This is a genomic window from Streptococcus constellatus subsp. constellatus, assembly GCF_023167545.1.
GTDB lineage: Bacteria > Bacillota > Bacilli > Lactobacillales > Streptococcaceae > Streptococcus > Streptococcus constellatus.
Genome location: NZ_AP014647.1, coordinates 1,706,071 through 1,727,292, shown reverse-complemented (window position 1 = coordinate 1,727,292; position 21,222 = coordinate 1,706,071). Strand labels below are relative to the sequence as shown.

The following is a 21,222-nucleotide window of genomic DNA, read 5'->3' as shown; positions in this document are numbered from 1 at the left end:
GGAGGTAAAAAGTCTTGGCTAAACCAACACGTAAACGTCGTGTGAAGAAAAATATCGAATCTGGTATTGCTCATATTCACGCTACATTTAACAACACTATTGTTATGATTACTGATGTGCATGGTAACGCAATTGCTTGGTCATCTGCTGGAGCTCTTGGATTTAAAGGTTCTCGTAAATCTACACCATTTGCTGCCCAAATGGCATCTGAAGCTGCTGCAAAATCTGCACAAGAACACGGTCTTAAATCAGTTGAAGTTACTGTTAAAGGTCCAGGTTCTGGTCGTGAGTCAGCTATTCGTGCTCTTGCTGCCGCTGGTCTTGAAGTAACAGCTATTCGTGATGTGACTCCTGTGCCACACAATGGTGCTCGTCCTCCAAAACGTCGCCGTGTATAATCATAAACCATTACACTGCTTTTCGTTTAAGAGGGAGTAACTAAATGATTGAGTTTGAAAAACCAAATATAACAAAAATTGATGAAAATAAAGACTACGGCATATTTGTAGTAGAACCACTAGAACGTGGTTATGGTACAACGCTTGGGAACTCACTTCGTCGTGTACTTCTTGCATCTCTACCAGGTGCTGCTGTAACATCTATCAATATTGAAGGTGTATTGCACGAATTCGATACAGTTCCAGGTGTCCGTGAAGATGTGATGCAAATCATTCTGAACGTCAAAGGGATTGCTGTAAAATCTTACGTCGAAGACGAAAAGACGATTGAACTGGATGTTGAAGGTCCTGCAGAAATTACTGCCGGTGATATTTTGACAGATAGTGATATTGAAATTGTAAATCCTGATCATTATCTTTTTACAATCGGTGAAGGCGCTAGCTTAAAAGCTATTATGACTGTAAATGCAGGGCGTGGTTATGTGCCGGCTGATGAAAATAAAAAAGATGATGCACCAGTAGGAACGCTTGCGGTAGATTCAATCTATACGCCGGTGAAAAAGGTTAATTACCAAGTTGAACCAGCTCGCGTTGGTAGCAATGATGGTTTTGATAAATTAACTCTTGAAATCATGACAGACGGAACGATTATTCCAGAAGATGCCTTGGGACTTTCTGCGCGTATTTTAACGCAACATTTGGATTTATTCACTAATTTAACTGAAGTGGCAAAATCTACCGATGTAATGAAAGAAACAGAAAAAGTTTCAGATGATCGTGTGTTAGATCGTACAATTGAGGAATTGGATTTATCAGTTCGTTCATACAACTGCTTGAAACGAGCTGGTATCAATACTGTATTTGATTTGACAGAAAAAACTGAACCTGAAATGATGAAAGTAAGAAATCTAGGACGGAAGAGTCTTGAAGAGGTAAAAGTAAAACTTTCTGATCTCGGTCTTGGATTAAAAAACGATAAATAAAGGAGGAAAACATGGCTTACCGTAAACTAGGACGCACTAGCTCACAACGTAAAGCAATGCTTCGCGATTTAACCACTGACTTGATTATCAATGAATCAATCGTGACGACAGAAGCTCGTGCAAAAGAAATCCGTAAAACAGTAGAAAAAATGATTACCTTGGGTAAACGAGGAGACTTGCATGCACGCCGTCAAGCAGCAGCTTATGTACGTAATGAAATTGCATCAGAAAACTATGATGAAGAAACAGCAAAATATACTTCAACTACTGCCCTTCAAAAACTATTCTCTGATTTAGCACCTCGTTATGCAGAACGTAAAGGAGGATATACTCGTATCCTTAAAACCGAACCACGTCGTGGTGATGCAGCGCCAATGGCTATCATTGAATTAGTATAATTTTTATCAATTTTGTTGAGTGTTATGATGATGGAGTCAAGTTACTCTTAGTCTAGCTCTGGTCTACCGCTAGGATTTTCCTAGCGGGAACACTCATCTTATGATAATCACCGTAGACGCTTGTTTACGAAATTGCTTTTATAGGAAAAGCAATTTCGTAAGCAGGCGTTATTTAAATTTCGTAATCTCTGTGAGGATTCTTCGGCAGAAACAAATTCGTATAGAGGACTGTATAAATTTAAATGGAGAGAATGAATACAATTTTTCGATATAGAGATAACCTCTTCTCTCTCAACGTTCACAATTTATCCCAGAAGTGTAATTGCTTGAGCTAAGGTTGTCAGAAAGGCACAAATAGAAGTCGGAAGAGAAAAGAAGGAAGCCAAATGTTCCTCTCCTTGTTATACTAAAGAAAAAAGGAGGGTTATGAAATGGACTTCAAGGAGTTGTATGACAAAGTGAGAGGGATCGTACTGAAGTGTCGCCGGGAATATTATGTCCACCTGTGGGAGTTAAGTGATTGGGACCAAGAAGGGATGCTGGTCTTATATGAGTTGGTGAGTCGCTATCCGCAACTGGTAGAGTCAGAAAGTCGTCTCTATGTTTACTATAAGACCAAGTTCCGTAATCACATCAAGGACATCCTGCGCAAACAAGAAAGCCAAAAGCGCAAACTAGACCGTCAAGCTTATGAGGAAGTGAGCGAGATAGGTCACAAGCTCAGCCTGAAAGAACTCTATTTGGATGAATTGGTGATTCTCCGAGCCCAACTAAAGAGCTATCAAAAGCAGCTAAGTCCAGAGAAACAAGAACAGTATGAGCGCTTACTAGCAGATGAACGGTTTCAAGGACGCCAAGCGATGCTTCGGGAGTTACGGGCCTACTTACAAGATTACGATGAAAGAAAAAGCTAGAGGAAAATAAAAAAAGATGAAAAAAAGTATTGACAAGAAGAGGAGGAGGTGATATACTAAGATAGTTGTCGCTTGAGGGCGATAAAGACCTTTGAAAACTGAACAAGACGAACCAATGTGCAGGCGACTGTTGAGAGACAGTCCGTCAAACAAAAGAAAAATAAATCTGTCAGTGACAGAAATGAGTGAGAGCTCAAACTTTATATGAGAGTTTGATCCTGGCTCAGGACGAACGCTGGCGGCGTGCCTAATACATGCAAGTAGAACGCACAGGATGCACCGTAGTTTACTACACCGTATTCTGTGAGTTGCGAACGGGTGAGTAACGCGTAGGTAACCTGCCTGGTAGCGGGGGATAACTATTGGAAACGATAGCTAATACCGCATAAGAACATTTACTGCATGGTAGATGTTTAAAAGGTGCAAGAGCATCACTACCAGATGGACCTGCGTTGTATTAGCTAGTTGGTGAGGTAACGGCTCACCAAGGCAACGATACATAGCCGACCTGAGAGGGTGATCGGCCACACTGGGACTGAGACACGGCCCAGACTCCTACGGGAGGCAGCAGTAGGGAATCTTCGGCAATGGGGGGAACCCTGACCGAGCAACGCCGCGTGAGTGAAGAAGGTTTTCGGATCGTAAAGCTCTGTTGTTAAGGAAGAACGTGTGTGAGAGTGGAAAGTTCACACAGTGACGGTACTTAACCAGAAAGGGACGGCTAACTACGTGCCAGCAGCCGCGGTAATACGTAGGTCCCGAGCGTTGTCCGGATTTATTGGGCGTAAAGCGAGCGCAGGCGGTTAGATAAGTCTGAAGTGAAAGGCAGTGGCTCAACCATTGTAGGCTTTGGAAACTGTTTAACTTGAGTGCAGAAGGGGAGAGTGGAATTCCATGTGTAGCGGTGAAATGCGTAGATATATGGAGGAACACCGGTGGCGAAAGCGGCTCTCTGGTCTGTAACTGACGCTGAGGCTCGAAAGCGTGGGGAGCGAACAGGATTAGATACCCTGGTAGTCCACGCCGTAAACGATGAGTGCTAGGTGTTAGGTCCTTTCCGGGACTTAGTGCCGCAGCTAACGCATTAAGCACTCCGCCTGGGGAGTACGACCGCAAGGTTGAAACTCAAAGGAATTGACGGGGGCCCGCACAAGCGGTGGAGCATGTGGTTTAATTCGAAGCAACGCGAAGAACCTTACCAGGTCTTGACATCCCTCTGACCACTCTAGAGATAGAGTTTCCCTTCGGGGCAGAGGTGACAGGTGGTGCATGGTTGTCGTCAGCTCGTGTCGTGAGATGTTGGGTTAAGTCCCGCAACGAGCGCAACCCTTATTGTTAGTTGCCATCATTCAGTTGGGCACTCTAGCGAGACTGCCGGTAATAAACCGGAGGAAGGTGGGGATGACGTCAAATCATCATGCCCCTTATGACCTGGGCTACACACGTGCTACAATGGCTGGTACAACGAGTCGCAAGCCGGTGACGGCAAGCTAATCTCTGAAAGCCAGTCTCAGTTCGGATTGTAGGCTGCAACTCGCCTACATGAAGTCGGAATCGCTAGTAATCGCGGATCAGCACGCCGCGGTGAATACGTTCCCGGGCCTTGTACACACCGCCCGTCACACCACGAGAGTTTGTAACACCCGAAGTCGGTGAGGTAACCGTAAGGAGCCAGCCGCCTAAGGTGGGATAGATGATTGGGGTGAAGTCGTAACAAGGTAGCCGTATCGGAAGGTGCGGCTGGATCACCTCCTTTCTAAGGAAAAATCGGAAGCCATTGAGTTCGTTTTGTTTAGTTTTGAGAGGTCTTGTGGGGCCTTAGCTCAGCTGGGAGAGCGCCTGCTTTGCACGCAGGAGGTCAGCGGTTCGATCCCGCTAGGCTCCATTATCTAGGATGCAAAGAAATGAGATTCTTGTTCAACTAGATAAGATAGGATAGGTGTTCAACGGGTAAAGAAGTTGAACACGAACCTAATTAGCCCATTGAAAATTGAATAACGATATCAAATAGTAACAAGAAAATAAACCGAAACGCTGTGAATATTAATGAGTTTATGACTGAAAGGTCAAAATAAGGTTAAGTTAGTAAGGGCGCACGGTGGATGCCTTGGCACTAGGAGCCGAAGAAGGACGTGACAAACGACGAAATGCCTTGGGGAGCTGTAAGTAAGCGTAGATCCAGGGATGTCCGAATGGGGGAACCCAACAGGTACTACCTGTTACCCATATCTGTTAAGGATATGAGGAGGAAGACGCAGTGAACTGAAACATCTAAGTAGCTGCAGGAAGAGAAAGCAAAAGCGATTGCCTAAGTAGCGGCGAGCGAAAGGGCAGGAGGGCAAACCGAAGAGTTTACTCTTCGGGGTTGTAGGACTGCGAAGTGGACGTAAAGATTATAGAAGAAGACCTTGGGAAAGGTTGCCAGAGAGAGTAAGAGCCTCGTATTTAAAATAGTCTTTATACCTAGCAGGATCCTGAGTACGGCGAGACACGTGGAATCTCGTCGGAATCTGGGAGGACCATCTCCCAACCCTAAATACTCCCTAGTGACCGATAGTGAACCAGTACCGTGAGGGAAAGGTGAAAAGCACCCCGGGAGGGGAGTGAAAGAGAACCTGAAACCGTGTGCCTACAACAAGTTCGAGCCCGTTAATGGGTGAGAGCGTGCCTTTTGTAGAATGAACCGGCGAGTTACGTTATGATGCGAGGTTAAGTTGAAGAGACGGAGCCGTAGGGAAACCGAGTCTGAAAAGGGCGACTTAGTATCATGATGTAGACCCGAAACCATGTGACCTACCCATGAGCAGGTTGAAGGTGCGGTAAAACGCACTGGAGGACCGAACCAGGGCACGTTGAAAAGTGCTTGGATGACTTGTGGGTAGCGGAGAAATTCCAAACGAACTTGGAGATAGCTGGTTCTCTCCGAAATAGCTTTAGGGCTAGCGTCGACATGAAGATTCTTGGAGGTAGAGCACTGTTTGGGTGAGGGGTCCATCCCGGATTACCAATCTCAGATAAACTCCGAATGCCAAAGAATTATGGTCGGCAGTCAGACTGCGAGTGCTAAGATCCGTAGTCGAAAGGGAAACAGCCCAGACCACCAGCTAAGGTCCCCAAATAATTGTTAAGTGGAAAAGGATGTGGGGTTGCACAGACAACTAGGATGTTAGCTTAGAAGCAGCTATTCATTCAAAGAGTGCGTAATAGCTCACTAGTCGAGTGACCCTGCGCCGAAAATGTACCGGGGCTAAAACAATTTACCGAAGCTGTGGATACCTTTATAGGTATGGTAGGAGAGCGTTCTATGTGTGGCGAAGGTGTACCGTGAGGAGCACTGGAACGCATAGAAGTGAGAATGCCGGTATGAGTAGCGCAAGATGGGTGAGAATCCCATCCACCGTAAGACTAAGGTTTCCAGGGGAAGGCTCGTCCGCCCTGGGTTAGTCGGGACCTAAGGAGAGACCGAAAGGTGTATCCGATGGCCAACAGGTAGAGATTCCTGTACTAGAGTATAGAGTGAAGGAGGGACGCAGAAGGCTAACTCAAGCGTGCGAATGGAAGAGCACGTCTAAGCAGTGAGGCGTGGTATGAGTCAAATGCTTATATCTGTAACGTTGAGCTGTGATGGGGAGCGAAGTTTAGTAGCGAAGTGAGTGATGTCACCCTGCCAAGAAAAGCTTCTAGCATTAATCTATATTCTACCCGTACCGCAAACCGACACAGGTAGTCGAGGCGAGTAGCCTCAGGTGAGCGAGAGAACTCTCGTTAAGGAACTCGGCAAAATGACCCCGTAACTTCGGGAGAAGGGGTGCTCAGTTTAACTGAGCCGCAGTGAATAGGCCCAAGCAACTGTTTATCAAAAACACAGCTCTCTGCTAAATCGTAAGATGATGTATAGGGGGTGACGCCTGCCCGGTGCTGGAAGGTTAAGAGGAGTGCTTAGCGGTAACGCGAAGGTATGAATTGAAGCCCCAGTAAACGGCGGCCGTAACTATAACGGTCCTAAGGTAGCGAAATTCCTTGTCGGGTAAGTTCCGACCCGCACGAAAGGCGTAATGATTTGGGCACTGTCTCAACGAGAGACTCGGTGAAATTTTAGTACCTGTGAAGATGCAGGTTACCCGCGACAGGACGGAAAGACCCCATGGAGCTTTACTGCAGTTTGATATTGAGTGTCTGTACCACATGTACAGGATAGGTAGGAGCCAATGAGATCGGGACGCCAGTTTCGATGGAGGCGATGTTGGGATACTACCCTTGTGTTATGGCCACTCTAACCCGGTAGGTTGATCATCTACGGAGACAGTGTCTGACGGGCAGTTTGACTGGGGCGGTCGCCTCCTAAAGAGTAACGGAGGCGCCCAAAGGTTCCCTCAGATTGGTTGGAAATCAATCGTAGAGTGTAAAGGTAGAAGGGAGCTTGACTGCGAGAGCTACAACTCGAGCAGGGACGAAAGTCGGGCTTAGTGATCCGGTGGTACCGTATGGAAGGGCCATCGCTCAACGGATAAAAGCTACCCTGGGGATAACAGGCTTATCTCCCCCAAGAGTTCACATCGACGGGGAGGTTTGGCACCTCGATGTCGGCTCGTCGCATCCTGGGGCTGTAGTCGGTCCCAAGGGTTGGGCTGTTCGCCCATTAAAGCGGCACGCGAGCTGGGTTCAGAACGTCGTGAGACAGTTCGGTCCCTATCCGTCGCGGGCGAAGGAAATTTGAGAGGATCTGCTCCTAGTACGAGAGGACCAGAGTGGACTTACCGCTGGTGTACCAGTTGTTCTGCCAAGAGCATCGCTGGGTAGCTATGTAGGGAAGGGATAAACGCTGAAAGCATCTAAGTGTGAAACCCACCTCAAGATGAGATTTCCCATGATTTTATATCAGTAAGAGCCCTGAGAGAAGATCAGGTAGATAGGTTAGGAGTGGAAGTTGTGTGAGCAATGGAGCGGACTAATACTAATAGCTCGAGGACTTATCCTAGATTAGTTACTAAGGGTGTAAAATCCACTTGAGAAATAGGGAATGGGAGTAGTGTTCGATGAACACCAGACCATTTATCTTTTTTCCAAGGATTTAACCCGAGTACAATTTTATTGAGAACACAGAATGTTTAGTTTATGCTTGAAACGATTTGAGAGCGTTATTCAATTTTGAGTGGACGAAATATCCAGTGGATGTTTTGGCTTGGGAGATAGAGGAAGCGAAGCTTTTGACCGAGTCCATTCATATAGTTAAGTGACGATAGCCTAGGAGATACACCTGTACCCATGCCGAACACAGCAGTTAAGCCCTAGAACGCCGGAAGTAGTTGGGGGTTGCCCCCTGTGAGATAAGGTAGTCGCTTAGCAAAGGGGAGTTTAGCTTAGTTGAAATGGAGAGGGAATCGACATTTCAATCGGTGGATAAGAGAAACGAAGTTTCTCACCGTTGGCTGAGCTAAACTCCATTCCAAGGGAGTTTAGCTCAGCTGGGAGAGCATCTGCCTTACAAGCAGAGGGTCAGCGGTTCGATCCCGTTAACTCCCATTTCTTAAGCGGGTGTAGTTTAGTGGTAAAACTACAGCCTTCCAAGCTGTTGTCGCGAGTTCGATTCTCGTCACCCGCTTTGAACGGAGATGTTCACACCAAGTTTTTGAACTTGGGCGCGTAGCTCAGGTGGTTAGAGCGCACGCCTGATAAGCGTGAGGTCGGTGGTTCGAGTCCACTCGTGCCCATTTTGAGAATAACATGGTCCGTTGGTCAAGGGGTTAAGACACCGCCTTTTCACGGCGGTAACACGGGTTCGAATCCCGTACGGACTATATTTATCGGAGGATTACCCAAGTCTGGCTGAAGGGAACGGTCTTGAAAACCGTCAGGCGTGTAAAAGCGTGCGTGGGTTCGAATCCCACATCCTCCTTAGTAGGAATAGCGCGGGATGGAGCAGCTAGGTAGCTCGTCGGGCTCATAACCCGAAGGTCGTAGGTTCAAATCCTGCTCCCGCAATAGGTAGGCTCGGTAGCTCAGTTGGTAGAGCAATGGATTGAAGCTCCATGTGTCGGCGGTTCGATTCCGTCTCGCGCCATTTGTTTGATATTAGGAAGGGTAGCGAAGAGGCTAAACGCGGCGGACTGTAAATCCGCTCCTTCGGGTTCGGGGGTTCGAATCCCTCCCCTTCCATCTTGTACGGGCATAGTTTAAAGGTAGAACTAAGGTCTCCAAAACCTTCAGTGTGGGTTCAATTCCTACTGCCCGTGTATAGAATTATGGCGGGTGTGGTGAAGTGGTTAACACACCAGATTGTGGCTCTGGCATGCGTGGGTTCGATCCCCATCACTCGCCTATTTTATAGTATTGGGGTATAGCCAAGCGGTAAGGCAAGGGACTTTGACTCCCTCATGCGTTGGTTCGAATCCAGCTACCCCAGTTTAACTTGCCGGCGTGGCGGAATTGGCAGACGCGCTGGACTCAAAATCCAGTGTCCGCAAGGACGTGCCGGTTCGACCCCGGCCGCCGGTATAGTTGAAAAGACAAGGTTTAGAAACCTTGTCTTTTCTTTTTTTCAATATCTGAGTTTAAAGTTACTAAAAATTTCTAGTTTATTTTTGGGGATGGTAATTTTAGGTAACGAAAAAGAGAAGAGGTTTTTATCCTTCTTCTCTCTAAAACTAACTACCCAATACTAATTTTTAGTTCTTGCTTAAGAGCTACAGCTAATTTGCTCATAGTTTCAATGCTAGTGTTATGTCCTCTTTCAATACGAGCGATAGTTGATTGAGGAACATGGGATAATTCTGAAAGTTGGCGTTGTGTTAGACCTGCTTTTGAGCGAGCATTAGCAACAGCTAGCGCACTTTCTAAAATGGCTTTTTCAGCTTGGTAGCCCTCATTAAAAGAATTATCATTAAGTTGTTCATTTAAGAAATCATTGAATTTAATTGTTTTCATTTTTCTGTTCCCCTTCAAATTCTTTTTTGATGACTTGTGCCTTTTTAATTTCATTAATGGGTGTTTTTTGAGATTTTTTTGGTAAATCCATGTGTAATAATATATCTATTATCGACAGCATGAAAGTAGAGAGTACGTTGAATATTAGATGATACTTTGGAACGAATTTCAAAAATATCACTATTTAATTTCTTTACCCATGCCATACGCTGGGCAGTTAATAGCCCATGTTCTTGTATCATGTAATAGTTGCCAGTAGTTTTTCTCTATCTTTTTGTGGTAAGGATTTATAAAACTCTACAAATTCATTATGACCATTTGGCCTTGTATAGAACTCAAATATTAGCTTTTTCATCACACCTCCATGATAGCATATATTGTTCAAAAAGACAAATGATATTTCTTTAACCATTAAAATAATGTAGCGTTACAATAGATGTGAGACCTGAGTACCAAAAAAGAAGAAACCTTGATATGATTAGTTCTGACACACCCATCAAAAAAAGGAATCTTCTCATGAATAGTATACCACAAAACATCCGCTACCTGCCACATACTTTGGATACACGCTATCACGCTGTCAAAACCTATCGCAACGGTACCTCTGTCGCCTTTATCTGCCGGAGATACAAAGTCTCAAAAGCCTCTCTTATGCGTTGGAATAAACGGTTCGATGGAAGCAAAGAATCTCTAAGAGACAAATCCCATCGCCCTCTGACCCCTCATCCAAATAGTCACACCAATGAAGAAATCAATTGGATCAAACAGTGTATCCGCCGCAATCCTAAAGCTACTCTGATTGAAATCTTCTACAAACTCAAAACAAACAAAGGTTACCACAGACATCCTTGTTCCCTCTTTCGTATCCTGAGAAAATTAGGCTTCTTCAAAGCTCCTAAAGAAAAAAGCCTACAAACCAAAGCCCTACCATACGCCGAACGAAATCGGAGTGAAATGGCAAATGGATGTCAAATATGTCCCAAAACACTGTTACACCGGCTCTATCCCTGATAAATTCTATCAGTATACTGTCATTGACGAAGCTTCCAGAGAGCGATTTATCTATCCTTTTAAGGAGCAAAGCTCTCATTCTACGGTTCAATTTTTGAAATTGGCTATTCGTCATTTTGGTTATCAGCCCAAAATCCTGCAAACAGATAATGGTGTTGAATTTACACACTTTAGAGAGACCAAGCAAGTCCATCCGCTTGACCTTCTTTGTGAGGAGTTGGGGATTGAGCATAAGTGTATCAAACCTCGAACACCTCGACACAATGGCAAGGTAGAACGAAGCCATCGCAATGACAATAAACGATTCTACAAACATCTCCAGTTCTATTCCTATGACGATCTCATCAAACAGATGGAGCGCTATCTCTACAAATCCAATCGATTGCCTATGCAAACTTTAAATTGGATGTCACCTATCGAAATAAGAAAAACTCTACAAGGAGCTAGCTCCTTGTAGAGAATACCATATCATGTTTTTAGATAACTTTCGTTTGGTCTCACATCATTGACAAACGTACAATTCATATATTCTGCAAGTGAAAATCCTCATTATTTCTATGTTTTCTTTTGTTTTGAATCACAATTATAAAAAGTGAGAAAAGAAATAAAAAAGAGGTTGAAATATAATTTTTCTAAATTTATATCATGATATGTCTTTTAGTCCGTCTCGTTCTGAAAGATGCGAGATAAAGAAACCACCCGCTTGTGAACTACACCCAAATCATTAGATGTTTGAGGCGCAGAGCATTGATGGATGGTTATGATTTCTATTTTTACAGTAAAATGTAATGATGGGAGAGACTTTTGATGTTACTGTCAATCCTAATTGCTATCTGTTAGTTCTCTTTTTTATCTAATTTCTTACCCAACTCAATGATGTATTGTTTCATGTCATCTTTTATTTGGGGATGCTTGAGGGCGTAATCAATAGATGTTTTCATAAAGCCAAATTTGTCACCAACGTCATAACGATCACCTGTGAATTCACGGGCAAATACTCTTTGTGTTTTATTGAGAGTATCAATGGCGTCTGTCAGTTGAATTTCATTTCCAGCACCTGGAGCTTGTGTTTCCAAAATGGAGAAGATTTCTGGTGTCAAAAGGTAGCGACCAATAATCGCAAGGTTACTTGGTGCGTCTTCTGGTTTTGGTTTTTCAACAAAGGTCTCCACGCTGTAGAGTCCATTTACTCCTTCACTTTGTGGGTCAATAACACCATAAGACGAAACGTCATCGTGTGGTACTTTCATGACAGCAATGGTTGACGCATGCGTTTCTTCGTAATCATTCATTAACTGTTTGGTTAGCGGAACTGCTTTGTCGTTTGTAATGTCCATCAGATCATCACCTAGCATAACGACAAAGGGTTCGTTACCAACGAATGCTTTGGCTTGTAAAACGGCATCTCCAAGACCGCGTGGATGGCTTTGGCGAATGAAATGAAGACCGATACCAGTTGTTTCATCTACGAGTTTTAAAAGGTCAGATTTCCCTTTTTCTTTGAGGTTATACTCCAATTCAAAGTTTGAATCAAAGTGGTCTTCAATAGATCGTTTAGATTTTCCGGTTACGACCAAGATGTCTTTGATACCGGCCTTTAATGCTTCTTCGACAATAAATTGAATAGTCGGTTTGTCAACGATAGGCAGCATTTCTTTGGCGAGCGCTTTGGTTGCTGGCAAGAAACGAGTTCCAAGTCCAGCAGCAGGGATAACAGCTTTTCTTACTTGAGTCATATGACCCTCCTTTTTTGTAGTAGCTAATTACGACCATTCGTTTTCAGCTTTAAATTCATTATTCATTATATCATAAATGGCGTCTTTTATGTTAAGGCTTTCATAAATCACGTGATAGATCGCTTGAGTAATTGGCATATAGACACCCAGTTCTTGTGCGAGTTCGTAAGCAGCTTTGGTGGTGGAAATGCCTTCGATAACCATGCCCATATTGGCTTCAATATCTTCTAACTTTTCGCCACGACCAAGAGCATCACCAGCGCGCCAATTACGTGAGTGAACGGAGGTTCCTGTGACAATTAAATCTCCTACTCCGGATAAACCACTATATGTTAAGGGACTAGCACCGAGTTTGACGCCAAGACGAGTAATTTCTGCTAAGCCGCGTGTGATAATGGCAGCTTTGGCATTGTCACCGTAACCGAGACCATGAAGGGCACCTGCTCCGACAGCAATGATATTTTTTAGTGCGCCGGCTGTTTCTACGCCGATGACATCTGTATTAGTGTAGAGACGGAAGTAGTGATTGCTGAAAAGTTCTTGAACATATTTTGCTACTTCTAAGTCTTTTGAAGCTGCTGTGATAAGAGTAATATCACGAACGATAGTTTCTTCAGCATGGCTTGGTCCAGAGACGACAACCACTTCGCTTCGTAAATTTGGAGATAATTCTTCTTCTAAAATTATGGAAAGTCGTTTGTGAGTATCGGGTTCGAGTCCTTTTGAAGCGTGCATGATTTTGACTGGATGGTCTAATACTTCAGCCACTTGTTTAGCTACGAGACGTGTGACTTTTGTTGGAACAACGAAAAGAATGGCATCAACACCGTCAAGAGTTTCTTTTAAGTCATAATAGGCAGTAATCTTTTCATCGAGAACGATATCCTTGAAATAGCGTTTATTGGTATGGTGTTCGTTGATTTCAGTGATTTGCTCGGCAAGATTCCCCCAAATACGGACTTCATGTCCATTGTCGTTTAATACTTGTGCCAAAGCAGTACCCCATGAACCGGGGCCTAAAACAGCAACTGTTTGTTTTTCCATGTTCTTCTCCTTGTAGAGTTTTCTAGTCTTATTTTACCATAGAAAGCGATAAATTTCTTGTTTAACATTAGTTTAGATTGTTAAGTTAAGGATTTGGCACCGAATTTTCACGCAACAGTATTTTATCATGGAGTTAAAATTATTGAAGCGACTGAGTCGCTAGATGGTAGTCGTATCATTGGGCTTCAATGGTACCCAGAGTTTTTAATCAATGAGGAAAAAGGAAATCTAGAATTTTTTCAGTACCTTTTGAGGGAATTATAAATTTAAAATGAGTCTTAAGCTTCATTTAAGAAAATCATTCTATAATAAAACTATCAAATGAAGACCTCCTAACTTTATTTGATGAAATCCTAAACTTTTTCATAATAATCTCCCTATAAAGATCACCAAAAGGTGGTCTTTTTGTTTTATATTTTTGTCGTTGCTTTTGGCTGATTTATGTTATAATATTTCAAATCATTGATTAAGGAAGAGAGAAGATGATAAAGACCGTTGGAATCGTTAGTTTATCAAGTGGAATCATTGGAGAAAGTGCTGTTAAACATGAAGTGAACTTGGGAGTAAAGCGCTTGAGAGACTTGGGGCTTGAAGTGAAGTTTTTAGAGCATGCACAAAAAGGAATGGGCTATCTGGCAGATCATCCTGAGTCCAGAGCGCAAGATTTGATTCAGGCTTTCAAGGATTCTTCAATTGATATGATTTTATGTGCTATCGGTGGAGATGATACTTATCGGTTGCTGCCTTATTTGTTTGAGAATGATGAGCTAAAAAAAGTTGTACATCAGAAAGTATTCCTAGGTTTTTCTGATACTACAATCAATCATCTTATGCTGCACAAGTTAGGAATCAAGACTTTTTATGGGCAATCTTTTCTTGCTGATGTTTGTGAACTAGAGACAGATATGCTCCCTTACACATTTTCTTATTTCAAAGAATTGATTACGACAGGCAGTATCTCAGAAATCCGCCCGAGCGAAGTTTGGTACGAGGAGAGAACGGATTTCAGTGAAAAAGCCCTGGGAACGAAACGAACTCGTCATGAAAATCAAGGATTTGAATTGCTAAAAGGCAAAGCAATCTTTACTGGAGAAATTTTAGGTGGTTGCTTGGAGTCACTCTATCAGATATTTGATAATACAAGATACGAGGATACGATTGAATTGTGTGCGCAATATCAGCTCTTTCCTAGTCTTTCAGAGTGGGCAGGAAAAATTCTTTTGTTGGAAACCAGTGAGGAAAAACCAGAACCAACTTTATATCGAAAAATGTTAGAGACTTTAAAAGCAACGGGAATTTTTACGGTTTTAAATGGGATTCTTGTCGGAAAACCAATGGATGAAACTTATTATGGAGAATATAAACAAATCCTGCTTGATGTCATTGATACAGATATTCCTATTTTATATAATTTAAATGTTGGACATGCTACTCCAAGAGCAATTGTTCCTTTTGGAGTGAAAGCTGAGGTGGATGCCAACGAGCAAGTGATTCGATTTTTGAATGAGCCAGAATAAATTAAAAAGTGCAGGCTGAAAGATGACCTGCATTTTGCGTGTTTTTTACGAATTTAGTATAATAGGGAAAGTAAAAGTAGAAAAGAGAAAAAGATGCGAATTCGTGGTTTTGAGCTTGTTTCAAGCTTTACAAATGAAAATTTACTGCCAAAGCGTGAGACGGCTCATGCGGCAGGTTATGACTTAAAAGTGGCAGAGCGTACAGTTATTGCGCCAAAAGAGATTAAATTAGTGCCAACAGGTGTCAAAGCCTATATGCAGATTGGTGAAGTGCTTTATCTTTATGATCGTTCATCTAATCCACGTAAAAAAGGATTAGTTTTGATTAACTCTGTGGGCATTATTGACGGGGATTACTATGGCAATCCGGGAAATGAAGGTCACATCTTTGCGCAAATGCAGAACATTACAGAGCAAGAAGTAGTCTTAGAAGAGGAAGACCGTATCGTTCAAGCTGTCTTTGCGCCGTTTTTGCTTGCTGATAATGATGAAGCAGATGGTGTGCGGACAGGTGGTTTTGGAAGCACTGGGCATTAAGAAAGAGGAATCTATCATAGCCAAGAAAAAAGCGACATTTGTTTGTCAAAATTGTGAATATCATTCCCCCAAGTATCTAGGGCGCTGCCCTAACTGTGGGGCTTGGTCTTCTTTTGTCGAAGAGGTTGAAGTTACAGAGATTAAGAATGCGCGTGTTTCTCTGACAGGGGAAAAAAGTCGACCGATGAAGTTAGCGGAGGTGACTTCTATCAATGTCAACCGTACCAAGACAGATATGGATGAATTTAACCGCGTCTTGGGCGGTGGCGTGGTGCCAGGAAGTTTAGTTCTAATCGGAGGAGACCCAGGCATTGGGAAATCTACCCTTTTATTGCAGGTTTCGACCCAACTCTCTCACAAGGGAACGGTATTGTATGTCAGTGGGGAAGAGTCTGCCGAGCAGATTAAGCTGCGCGCGGAACGTTTAGGGGATATTGACAGTGAGTTTTATCTCTATGCTGAGACCAATATGCAGAGTATTCGTGCTGAGATTGAAAAAATTAAACCAGATTTTTTGATTGTAGATTCCATTCAGACGATTCTATCGCCAGAAATTTCCAGTGTGCAGGGGTCGGTTTCGCAAGTGCGAGAGGTGACAGCTGAGCTCATGCAGCTGGCCAAGACCAATAATATCGCGACCTTTATCGTTGGTCACATGACCAAGGAAGGAACCTTAGCTGGCCCCCGAACGCTAGAGCACATGGTGGACACAGTGCTTTATTTTGAGGGCGAACGTCAGCACACTTTCCGTATCTTGAGAGCAGTCAAGAACCGCTTTGGCTCAACCAATGAGATTGGCATTTTTGAAATGCAATCTGGCGGGCTAGTTGAGGTTATCAACCCCAGCCAAGTCTTTCTGGAAGAGCGGCTGGACGGCGCGACCGGCTCATCCATCGTCGTGACCATGGAAGGAACGCGGCCGATTTTAGCAGAGGTACAGGCTTTGGTGACACCGACCATGTTCGGCAATGCCAAGCGAACCACGACTGGTCTAGACTTTAACCGAGCCAGCCTCATCATGGCTGTTCTGGAAAAACGAGCAGGGCTCCTTCTGCAAAATCAAGATGCTTATCTCAAATCAGCTGGTGGTGTGCGCTTAGATGAGCCTGCTATTGATTTAGCAGTAGCGGTAGCCATTGCTTCCAGTTATAAGGAAAAGCCAACCAACCCTCAAGAATGTTATATTGGCGAAATTGGTCTGACAGGCGAAATCCGCCGTGTCAATCGCATTGAGCAGCGCATCAACGAAGCTGTTAAGTTAGGCTTCACAAAAATTTATGTTCCTAAAAACTCTTTGAACGGATTGAATATTCCCGAAAAGACTGAAGTTATTGGTGTGACAACGATTGGTGAAGTATTGAAGAAGGTGTTTGGGTAAGTAAGTGTAACTGAACATTGAATTGATAGGTGAGATAGGCGACGGTTTCTATATTGCTAAGGAAATTCTGTAGAGAAAGTTTGTTTTTCGCTCATCTTCTGTAAATGATTCGAAGAATAATAAAGTTTCATCGCTTCTGTTATTTCTTTTCGACAACTTGTGGTATAATAGTAACGTTTAAAATAGAAACAGGGTTTTCCTGTTAGAAATTTAAGATAAACATTAGGAGAAATGAAATTGGCGAATAAAATTCGTGTGCGCTACGCACCAAGTCCAACGGGACTGTTACACATCGGAAATGCGCGGACTGCGCTCTTTAATTATCTTTATGCTCGTCACTACGGTGGTACGTTTATTATTCGGATCGAAGATACAGACCGCAAGCGTCATGTCAAAGACGGGGAGCGTTCGCAGCTGGAAAATCTTCGCTGGTTAGGGATTGAATGGGATGAAAGTCCAGAAACGCATGAAAAATACCGCCAATCTGAACGTTTGGATATTTATCAAGGTTATATCAATGAGTTGCTCGAAAAAGGCTTGGCTTACAAATCATACGTAACGGAAGAAGAATTAGCTACAGAGCGTGAACGGCAGGAAGCTGCTGGAGAAACGCCTCGTTACATCAATGAATATCTAGGAATGTCTGAAGATGAAAAAGTAGCTTATATCGCAGAGCGTGAAGCTAAAGGAATCGTTCCAACAGTCCGTCTTGCAGTCAATGAATCTGGTATTTACAAGTGGAATGATCTTGTTAAAGGTGAGATTGAATTTGAAGGTGGCAACATCGGTGGTGATTGGGTTATCCAGAAAAAAGATGGTTATCCAACATACAACTTTGCCGTTGTTATTGATGATCACTTAATGGAAATTTCACACGTTATCCGTGGAGATGACCATATTGCTAACACACCTAAGCAGCTCATGGTTTATGAAGCACTTGGTTGGGAAGCACCGCAATTTGGTCACATGACCTTGATTATCAATTCGGAGACAGGCAAAAAATTGTCAAAACGTGATACGAATACACTTCAATTTATCGAAGATTACCGTAAAAAAGGCTACCTACCAGAAGCAGTGTTTAACTTTATTGCTCTCCTTGGTTGGAATCCTGGCGGTGAAAATGAAATTTTCTCTCGCGAAGAATTGATCCAACTCTTTGATGAACATCGTCTCAGTAAGTCTCCGGCTGCCTTTGACCAAAAGAAATTAGATTGGATGAGCAATGAATACATTAAAAATGCGGATTTTGAAACCATTTTTGAGATGGCAAAACCTTATTTGGATGTAGCTGGTCGTTTAACAGATAAGGCTGAGAAATTGGTCGCACTCTACAAACCACAGATGAAATCTGTTGATGAAATCGTACCGCTCACAGACCTCTTCTTTGAAGATTTCCCAGAGCTAACAGAAAATGAAAAAGAGTTTATGTCAGGCGAAACGGTACCGATTGTTTTGAAAGCATTCAAAGAAAAAATGGAAGCTATGAGTGATGAAGACTTCAAATCAGAAAATATCTTCCCGCAAATCAAGGCAGTGCAAAAAGAAACGGGTATCAAAGGTAAAAATCTCTTTATGCCAATCCGAATCGCTGTTTCGGGCGAAATGCACGGACCAGAATTACCAGATACCATTTATCTGCTTGGACGTGAAAAGTCCATTGAGCATATTGAGAAGATGCTGAAACATATTCAATAAGTTAACTAAAAAAACATCACAATATTTGAACTTTGTGGTGTTTTTGCTTTCTATATGATGAAATACTTGATTTTATGATATAATAATTTTTAATACTAAATTAAAGTAAAAAAAGGCCTATATTAGCTACTTAAATGACTACTCAGGAATTAATCCAACTTGTTACAACTGGATAAAAACGCAAATTTAAAAGTGCTATTTGAAGGAAAGTTAGCAGACGAAGTACCCAGATTCTGTCATTAAATTTTGGCATCTGGGATGGATTTGATTCATTAAATAAAGAAAAAAGAGCTATGCTTAGATTAGAGTATTCATTTCATGTTTTTTATTATCTGAAACTGATATCAACTGAAGCATCTTTGCTATTTTGCTAATCAAAAAGTTGGAAAGTTTTTGTTGTTACTTTAATAAATGACGGATTGGAAATTCTGACAACCTTATCAAGGAGAAGATAAGTGAAGACGACTTTACGTAAAAAGATAGTAAGAGAAATGAAAGGACAGGAATTGATAGCAAAACAGCAGAGAGATGCTTTGCTCACACAGTACTTGCTGAAATCCTCTGTTTACCAACACGCTAAAACAATTGCGACTTATTTATCTTTGCCACACGAGTTTGACACGGGGCTTTTCATCAGACAAGCACAAGCAGATGGCAAGCGAATTGTGATTCCGAAGACTTATCCTCATGGGTGCATGATTTTTGTGGATTATAATCCAAATGACTTGGAATTGACTGCTTTTGGTATCTGGGAGCCAAGGAGTGGACAAGTGGTAGAGAAAACTCATATTGATTTGATTCACGTACCGGGTGTTGCTTTTAATAAAGGTGACTACCGGATTGGCTATGGTGGAGGTTATTATGACCGCTACTTGGCTGATTTTAAGGGAATGACAGTAAGTACAATTTATCCTTGTCAATTAGCGGATTTTCAACCGGATAATTACGATATTCCTATTCAGGAGGTATTGATTTGTGAATAAAATTTATAATAAACAGTATCCTGTGACAAGTATTTTATTACTTATAACGACAGGACTTTTTCTAACCATGTTTTTATTGCGTGGATTTGCTTACAGCAGTACTCAAACAATTTATGAGTTTGGCGCCATGCATGGGCGAAGCATCCAATATTTTCCAAGTCAGATTTGGCGCTTGGTATCAGCGATTTTCGTTCATATCGGCTTGGAGCATTTTGTGATGAATATGATTACGCTGTATTTTATCGGACGCCAAGCTGAGGACATTTTTGGTTCATGGAATTTTCTGTTTCTTTATTTGATGTCTGGGATTTTAGGAAATGCTTTTGTCTTCTTTTTCACTCCAAGTGCTGTGGCGGCAGGTGCCTCTACATCTTTGTTTGGAATTTTTGGCGCTATTATTACGTTGCGCTATGCGGTTCACAATCCCTATATTCAGCAACTTGGTCAATCTTACTTAATTCTACTGGTTATGAACTTGGTATTAAGCTTGACACCGGGAATCAGTCTGGCAGGACATTTAGGCGGTGCAGTCGGAGGCGCTCTGTGTGCTGTTATTTTCCCAGTCCATGGCGAGCAAAGAGCTTATCAAGTGGGGCAACGTGTTTTAGCGCTGGTTATCTATTTAGTTTTAGTTTTGGGAATGGTCTTTCTTGCTTTTAATCGAGGCATATAAAAAGGGGTTGAATAGACTGCTGTATCTCGCGGCAGTCTGTTTCTACCTCTTTTGTGTTTGTTTTTCTTGACCGACCAAAATCTTTGCAGCAATGGTGATTTCATGTAAAGATGACCAGTCGATTTTTTCAATATCCATATTGAAAAGAAGCGGAGTCATTTTCAGCAGAGCCATTTTTTCATTTTCCTTTAGTGAAAAAGTACCAGCAACGTCATAGGAATCTATAATGGTAAAGGACTCCTTGAAGTGATCAAGGATGTTTTGATTGGAATAGTTCGTGTTTGTTAATTGCTCGGCAACGATACTACGAATTTCTTGCAAATGTTGGTTATTAGGAATAACCTTAATAAGCAAGCCGTTTTTCCGCAATACGCGTTGAAACTCTTGATAATTGGCAGGAGAGAAAATATCCAAAATCACATCCATACTGGTATCTTGAATGGAAAGATGCGCCAGATCTCCAACAAACCAATTTACTGCCATGCTGTGGTCGCTTTTGGCTGCTAGCTGAATCGATTCTTTTGATAAATCAAACGCGTAGATGTGTTGATCAGTCATCTGTGCTTGCAGGTTTCGAGCATAGTACCCCTCTCCGCAGCCAATATCTAACAGATTAGCATGCTGTGGAAAAGAAGTTAAAATATCTAACAGTTTGTTTAAAATTGGCTGATAGAATCCTGCTTCGAGAATCAATTGTCGATTTTGAAAGTTGGTTTTATCGTAGTCTTTTGACTGCTTCACCTGTGGTGCCAGATTGACATAACCGAATTTTGCTAGATCAAAGGAATGCTTATTGTTACATTTAAGACTATTTTCTGCTAAAAACAAGGCTTGCTGGCAAAAAGGGCAAGCAAAAAGATTAGCTGTTTCAAAACGTTTGAGTTTGGGTTTCATGCGTTTTCTCTTTCATAGATTTCTCTGACTAGTGTAACATGTGAGAAATGCTTTGGCAAGTCGATGATAAAGAAAGGAAACTGAAAATGAGTTCTTCTTTATTAAGACGGGATTTGTGTTTTTTATTTTTCAAGCTA

14 protein-coding genes, 13 tRNA genes, 3 rRNA genes and 3 pseudogenes are annotated in these 21,222 nt (G+C 42.4%); 28 read left to right on the top strand and 5 right to left on the bottom strand.

Annotated features, from left to right (window positions below; genetic code table 11):
• Positions 1–14: 14 nt before the first annotated feature.
• From rpsK to SCSC_RS08405, 20 genes are all read left to right on the top strand, one after another.
• Positions 15–398 carry a 30S ribosomal protein S11 gene (gene rpsK / locus SCSC_RS08500; RefSeq protein ID WP_001118385.1) on the top strand — a complete coding sequence of 128 codons (384 nt, stop codon included), beginning with the start codon at positions 15–17 and terminating at the stop codon, positions 396–398.
• Between the two features lie 44 nt (positions 399–442).
• Positions 443–1,381: a DNA-directed RNA polymerase subunit alpha gene (locus SCSC_RS08495; protein ID WP_003071316.1), complete on the top strand. Its 939-nt coding sequence runs from the start codon at positions 443–445 to the stop codon at positions 1,379–1,381.
• 11 nt (positions 1,382–1,392) lie between these two features.
• A complete protein-coding gene (rplQ, locus tag SCSC_RS08490; RefSeq protein ID WP_003071313.1) occupies positions 1,393–1,779 on the top strand; it encodes a 50S ribosomal protein L17 in 387 nt (128 codons plus the stop codon).
• A 431-nt stretch (positions 1,780–2,210) separates the two neighbouring features.
• Positions 2,211–2,693, top strand: a complete 483-nt coding sequence (locus tag SCSC_RS08485; protein WP_037598771.1) for a sigma-70 RNA polymerase sigma factor region 4 domain-containing protein — start codon at positions 2,211–2,213, stop codon at positions 2,691–2,693.
• 200 nt (positions 2,694–2,893) lie between these two features.
• A 16S ribosomal RNA gene (locus SCSC_RS08480) occupies positions 2,894–4,449 on the top strand.
• 56 nt (positions 4,450–4,505) lie between these two features.
• A tRNA-Ala gene (locus tag SCSC_RS08475) sits at positions 4,506–4,578 on the top strand.
• Between the two features lie 190 nt (positions 4,579–4,768).
• Positions 4,769–7,671: ribosomal RNA gene (locus tag SCSC_RS08470) — 23S ribosomal RNA — on the top strand.
• Between the two features lie 251 nt (positions 7,672–7,922).
• Positions 7,923–8,038: ribosomal RNA gene (gene rrf, locus SCSC_RS08465) — 5S ribosomal RNA — on the top strand.
• Together the 16S, 23S and 5S rRNA genes with 13 tRNA genes alongside form the textbook arrangement of a ribosomal RNA operon.
• Before the next feature lie 105 nt (positions 8,039–8,143).
• Positions 8,144–8,216, top strand: a tRNA-Val gene (locus tag SCSC_RS08460).
• A gap of 8 nt (positions 8,217–8,224) precedes the next feature.
• A tRNA-Gly gene (locus tag SCSC_RS08455) sits at positions 8,225–8,295 on the top strand.
• A 35-nt stretch (positions 8,296–8,330) separates the two neighbouring features.
• Positions 8,331–8,404, top strand: a tRNA-Ile gene (locus tag SCSC_RS08450).
• A 15-nt stretch (positions 8,405–8,419) separates the two neighbouring features.
• Positions 8,420–8,491, top strand: a tRNA-Glu gene (locus SCSC_RS08445).
• A gap of 8 nt (positions 8,492–8,499) precedes the next feature.
• Positions 8,500–8,589: transfer RNA gene (locus SCSC_RS08440), tRNA-Ser, on the top strand.
• Between the two features lie 12 nt (positions 8,590–8,601).
• Positions 8,602–8,675 (top strand) — tRNA-Met (locus SCSC_RS08435).
• Between the two features lie 6 nt (positions 8,676–8,681).
• Positions 8,682–8,754 (top strand) — tRNA-Phe (locus tag SCSC_RS08430).
• Between the two features lie 14 nt (positions 8,755–8,768).
• A tRNA-Tyr gene (locus tag SCSC_RS08425) sits at positions 8,769–8,849 on the top strand.
• A 6-nt stretch (positions 8,850–8,855) separates the two neighbouring features.
• Positions 8,856–8,926: transfer RNA gene (locus tag SCSC_RS08420), tRNA-Trp, on the top strand.
• Between the two features lie 12 nt (positions 8,927–8,938).
• A tRNA-His gene (locus tag SCSC_RS08415) sits at positions 8,939–9,011 on the top strand.
• A 13-nt stretch (positions 9,012–9,024) separates the two neighbouring features.
• Positions 9,025–9,096 (top strand) — tRNA-Gln (locus tag SCSC_RS08410).
• Between the two features lie 8 nt (positions 9,097–9,104).
• Positions 9,105–9,188: transfer RNA gene (locus SCSC_RS08405), tRNA-Leu, on the top strand.
• Between the two features lie 153 nt (positions 9,189–9,341).
• Here the strand turns inward: SCSC_RS08405 and SCSC_RS08400 are convergent.
• Together SCSC_RS08400 and SCSC_RS08395 are read right to left on the bottom strand one after the other, a co-directional pair.
• Complete coding sequence (locus tag SCSC_RS08400) at positions 9,342–9,617, bottom strand: helix-turn-helix domain-containing protein (protein ID WP_006270606.1); 276 nt, start codon at positions 9,615–9,617, stop codon at positions 9,342–9,344.
• Positions 9,604–9,972: pseudogene (locus tag SCSC_RS08395) on the bottom strand (type II toxin-antitoxin system RelE/ParE family toxin). Before SCSC_RS08395 ends, SCSC_RS08400 begins: the two are co-directional and overlap by 14 nt.
• A 161-nt stretch (positions 9,973–10,133) precedes the next feature.
• Between SCSC_RS08395 and SCSC_RS08390 the strand changes: the two are divergent.
• Positions 10,134–11,085, top strand: a pseudogene (locus SCSC_RS08390) (DDE-type integrase/transposase/recombinase).
• Between the two features lie 379 nt (positions 11,086–11,464).
• On the opposite strand, the gene galU reads toward SCSC_RS08390, so the two are convergent.
• Both galU and SCSC_RS08380 read right to left on the bottom strand, forming a co-directional pair.
• Positions 11,465–12,364: a UTP--glucose-1-phosphate uridylyltransferase GalU gene (gene galU / locus SCSC_RS08385; protein ID WP_006270607.1), complete on the bottom strand. Its 900-nt coding sequence runs from the start codon at positions 12,362–12,364 to the stop codon at positions 11,465–11,467.
• Positions 12,365–12,391: 27 nt separating this feature from the next.
• On the bottom strand, positions 12,392–13,408 hold the full coding sequence (locus SCSC_RS08380; protein WP_006270605.1) for an NAD(P)H-dependent glycerol-3-phosphate dehydrogenase: 1,017 nt from the start codon (positions 13,406–13,408) through the stop codon (positions 12,392–12,394).
• 84 nt (positions 13,409–13,492) lie between these two features.
• Between SCSC_RS08380 and SCSC_RS08375 the strand changes: the two are divergent.
• The 7 genes and pseudogenes from SCSC_RS08375 to SCSC_RS08345 all read left to right on the top strand — a co-directional run.
• A pseudogene (locus SCSC_RS08375) lies at positions 13,493–13,672 on the top strand (gamma-glutamyl-gamma-aminobutyrate hydrolase family protein); the annotation flags it as partial.
• A 218-nt stretch (positions 13,673–13,890) separates the two neighbouring features.
• Entirely contained in the window at positions 13,891–14,925 is a 1,035-nt protein-coding gene (locus tag SCSC_RS08370) for a S66 family peptidase (RefSeq protein WP_006270610.1), read from the top strand.
• Between the two features lie 93 nt (positions 14,926–15,018).
• Positions 15,019–15,462 carry a dUTP diphosphatase gene (locus SCSC_RS08365; protein WP_006270612.1) on the top strand — a complete coding sequence of 148 codons (444 nt, stop codon included), beginning with the start codon at positions 15,019–15,021 and terminating at the stop codon, positions 15,460–15,462.
• A complete protein-coding gene (gene radA, locus SCSC_RS08360; RefSeq protein ID WP_100207697.1) occupies positions 15,422–16,840 on the top strand; it encodes a DNA repair protein RadA in 1,419 nt (472 codons plus the stop codon). Before SCSC_RS08365 ends, radA begins: the two co-directional genes overlap by 41 nt.
• 237 nt (positions 16,841–17,077) lie before the next feature.
• On the top strand, positions 17,078–18,535 hold the full coding sequence (gene gltX, locus SCSC_RS08355; RefSeq protein WP_006270599.1) for a glutamate--tRNA ligase: 1,458 nt from the start codon (positions 17,078–17,080) through the stop codon (positions 18,533–18,535).
• Positions 18,536–18,990: 455 nt separating this feature from the next.
• Positions 18,991–19,518, top strand: coding sequence for a 5-formyltetrahydrofolate cyclo-ligase (locus SCSC_RS08350; RefSeq protein WP_006270600.1), 528 nt, complete (start codon positions 18,991–18,993; stop codon positions 19,516–19,518).
• Complete coding sequence (locus SCSC_RS08345; protein WP_006268016.1) at positions 19,511–20,191, top strand: rhomboid family intramembrane serine protease; 681 nt, start codon at positions 19,511–19,513, stop codon at positions 20,189–20,191. The genes SCSC_RS08350 and SCSC_RS08345 overlap by 8 nt, the downstream gene beginning before the upstream one ends.
• A 42-nt stretch (positions 20,192–20,233) precedes the next feature.
• On the opposite strand, the gene SCSC_RS08340 is transcribed toward SCSC_RS08345, so the two are convergent.
• A complete protein-coding gene (locus SCSC_RS08340; RefSeq protein ID WP_006270601.1) occupies positions 20,234–21,085 on the bottom strand; it encodes a putative RNA methyltransferase in 852 nt (283 codons plus the stop codon).
• Between the last annotated feature and the right edge of the window lie 137 nt (positions 21,086–21,222).

Excerpts from the sequence above, each read along its gene's own strand:
- rplQ (WP_003071313.1), top strand. The coding sequence starts at position 1,393 with ATGGCTTACCGTAAACTAGGACGCACTAGCTCACAACGTAAAGCAATG.
- SCSC_RS08365 (WP_006270612.1), top strand. The coding sequence starts at position 15,019 with ATGCGAATTCGTGGTTTTGAGCTTGTTTCAAGCTTTACAAATGAAAAT.
- SCSC_RS08485 (WP_037598771.1), top strand. The coding sequence starts at position 2,211 with ATGGACTTCAAGGAGTTGTATGACAAAGTGAGAGGGATCGTACTGAAG.
- galU (WP_006270607.1), bottom strand. The coding sequence starts at position 12,364 with ATGACTCAAGTAAGAAAAGCTGTTATCCCTGCTGCTGGACTTGGAACT.
- SCSC_RS08400 (WP_006270606.1), bottom strand. The coding sequence starts at position 9,617 with ATGAAAACAATTAAATTCAATGATTTCTTAAATGAACAACTTAATGAT.
- SCSC_RS08495 (WP_003071316.1), top strand. The coding sequence starts at position 443 with ATGATTGAGTTTGAAAAACCAAATATAACAAAAATTGATGAAAATAAA.
- SCSC_RS08340 (WP_006270601.1), bottom strand. The coding sequence starts at position 21,085 with ATGAAACCCAAACTCAAACGTTTTGAAACAGCTAATCTTTTTGCTTGC.
- radA (WP_100207697.1), top strand. The coding sequence starts at position 15,422 with ATGGTGTGCGGACAGGTGGTTTTGGAAGCACTGGGCATTAAGAAAGAG.
- SCSC_RS08380 (WP_006270605.1), bottom strand. The coding sequence starts at position 13,408 with ATGGAAAAACAAACAGTTGCTGTTTTAGGCCCCGGTTCATGGGGTACT.
- SCSC_RS08370 (WP_006270610.1), top strand. The coding sequence starts at position 13,891 with ATGATAAAGACCGTTGGAATCGTTAGTTTATCAAGTGGAATCATTGGA.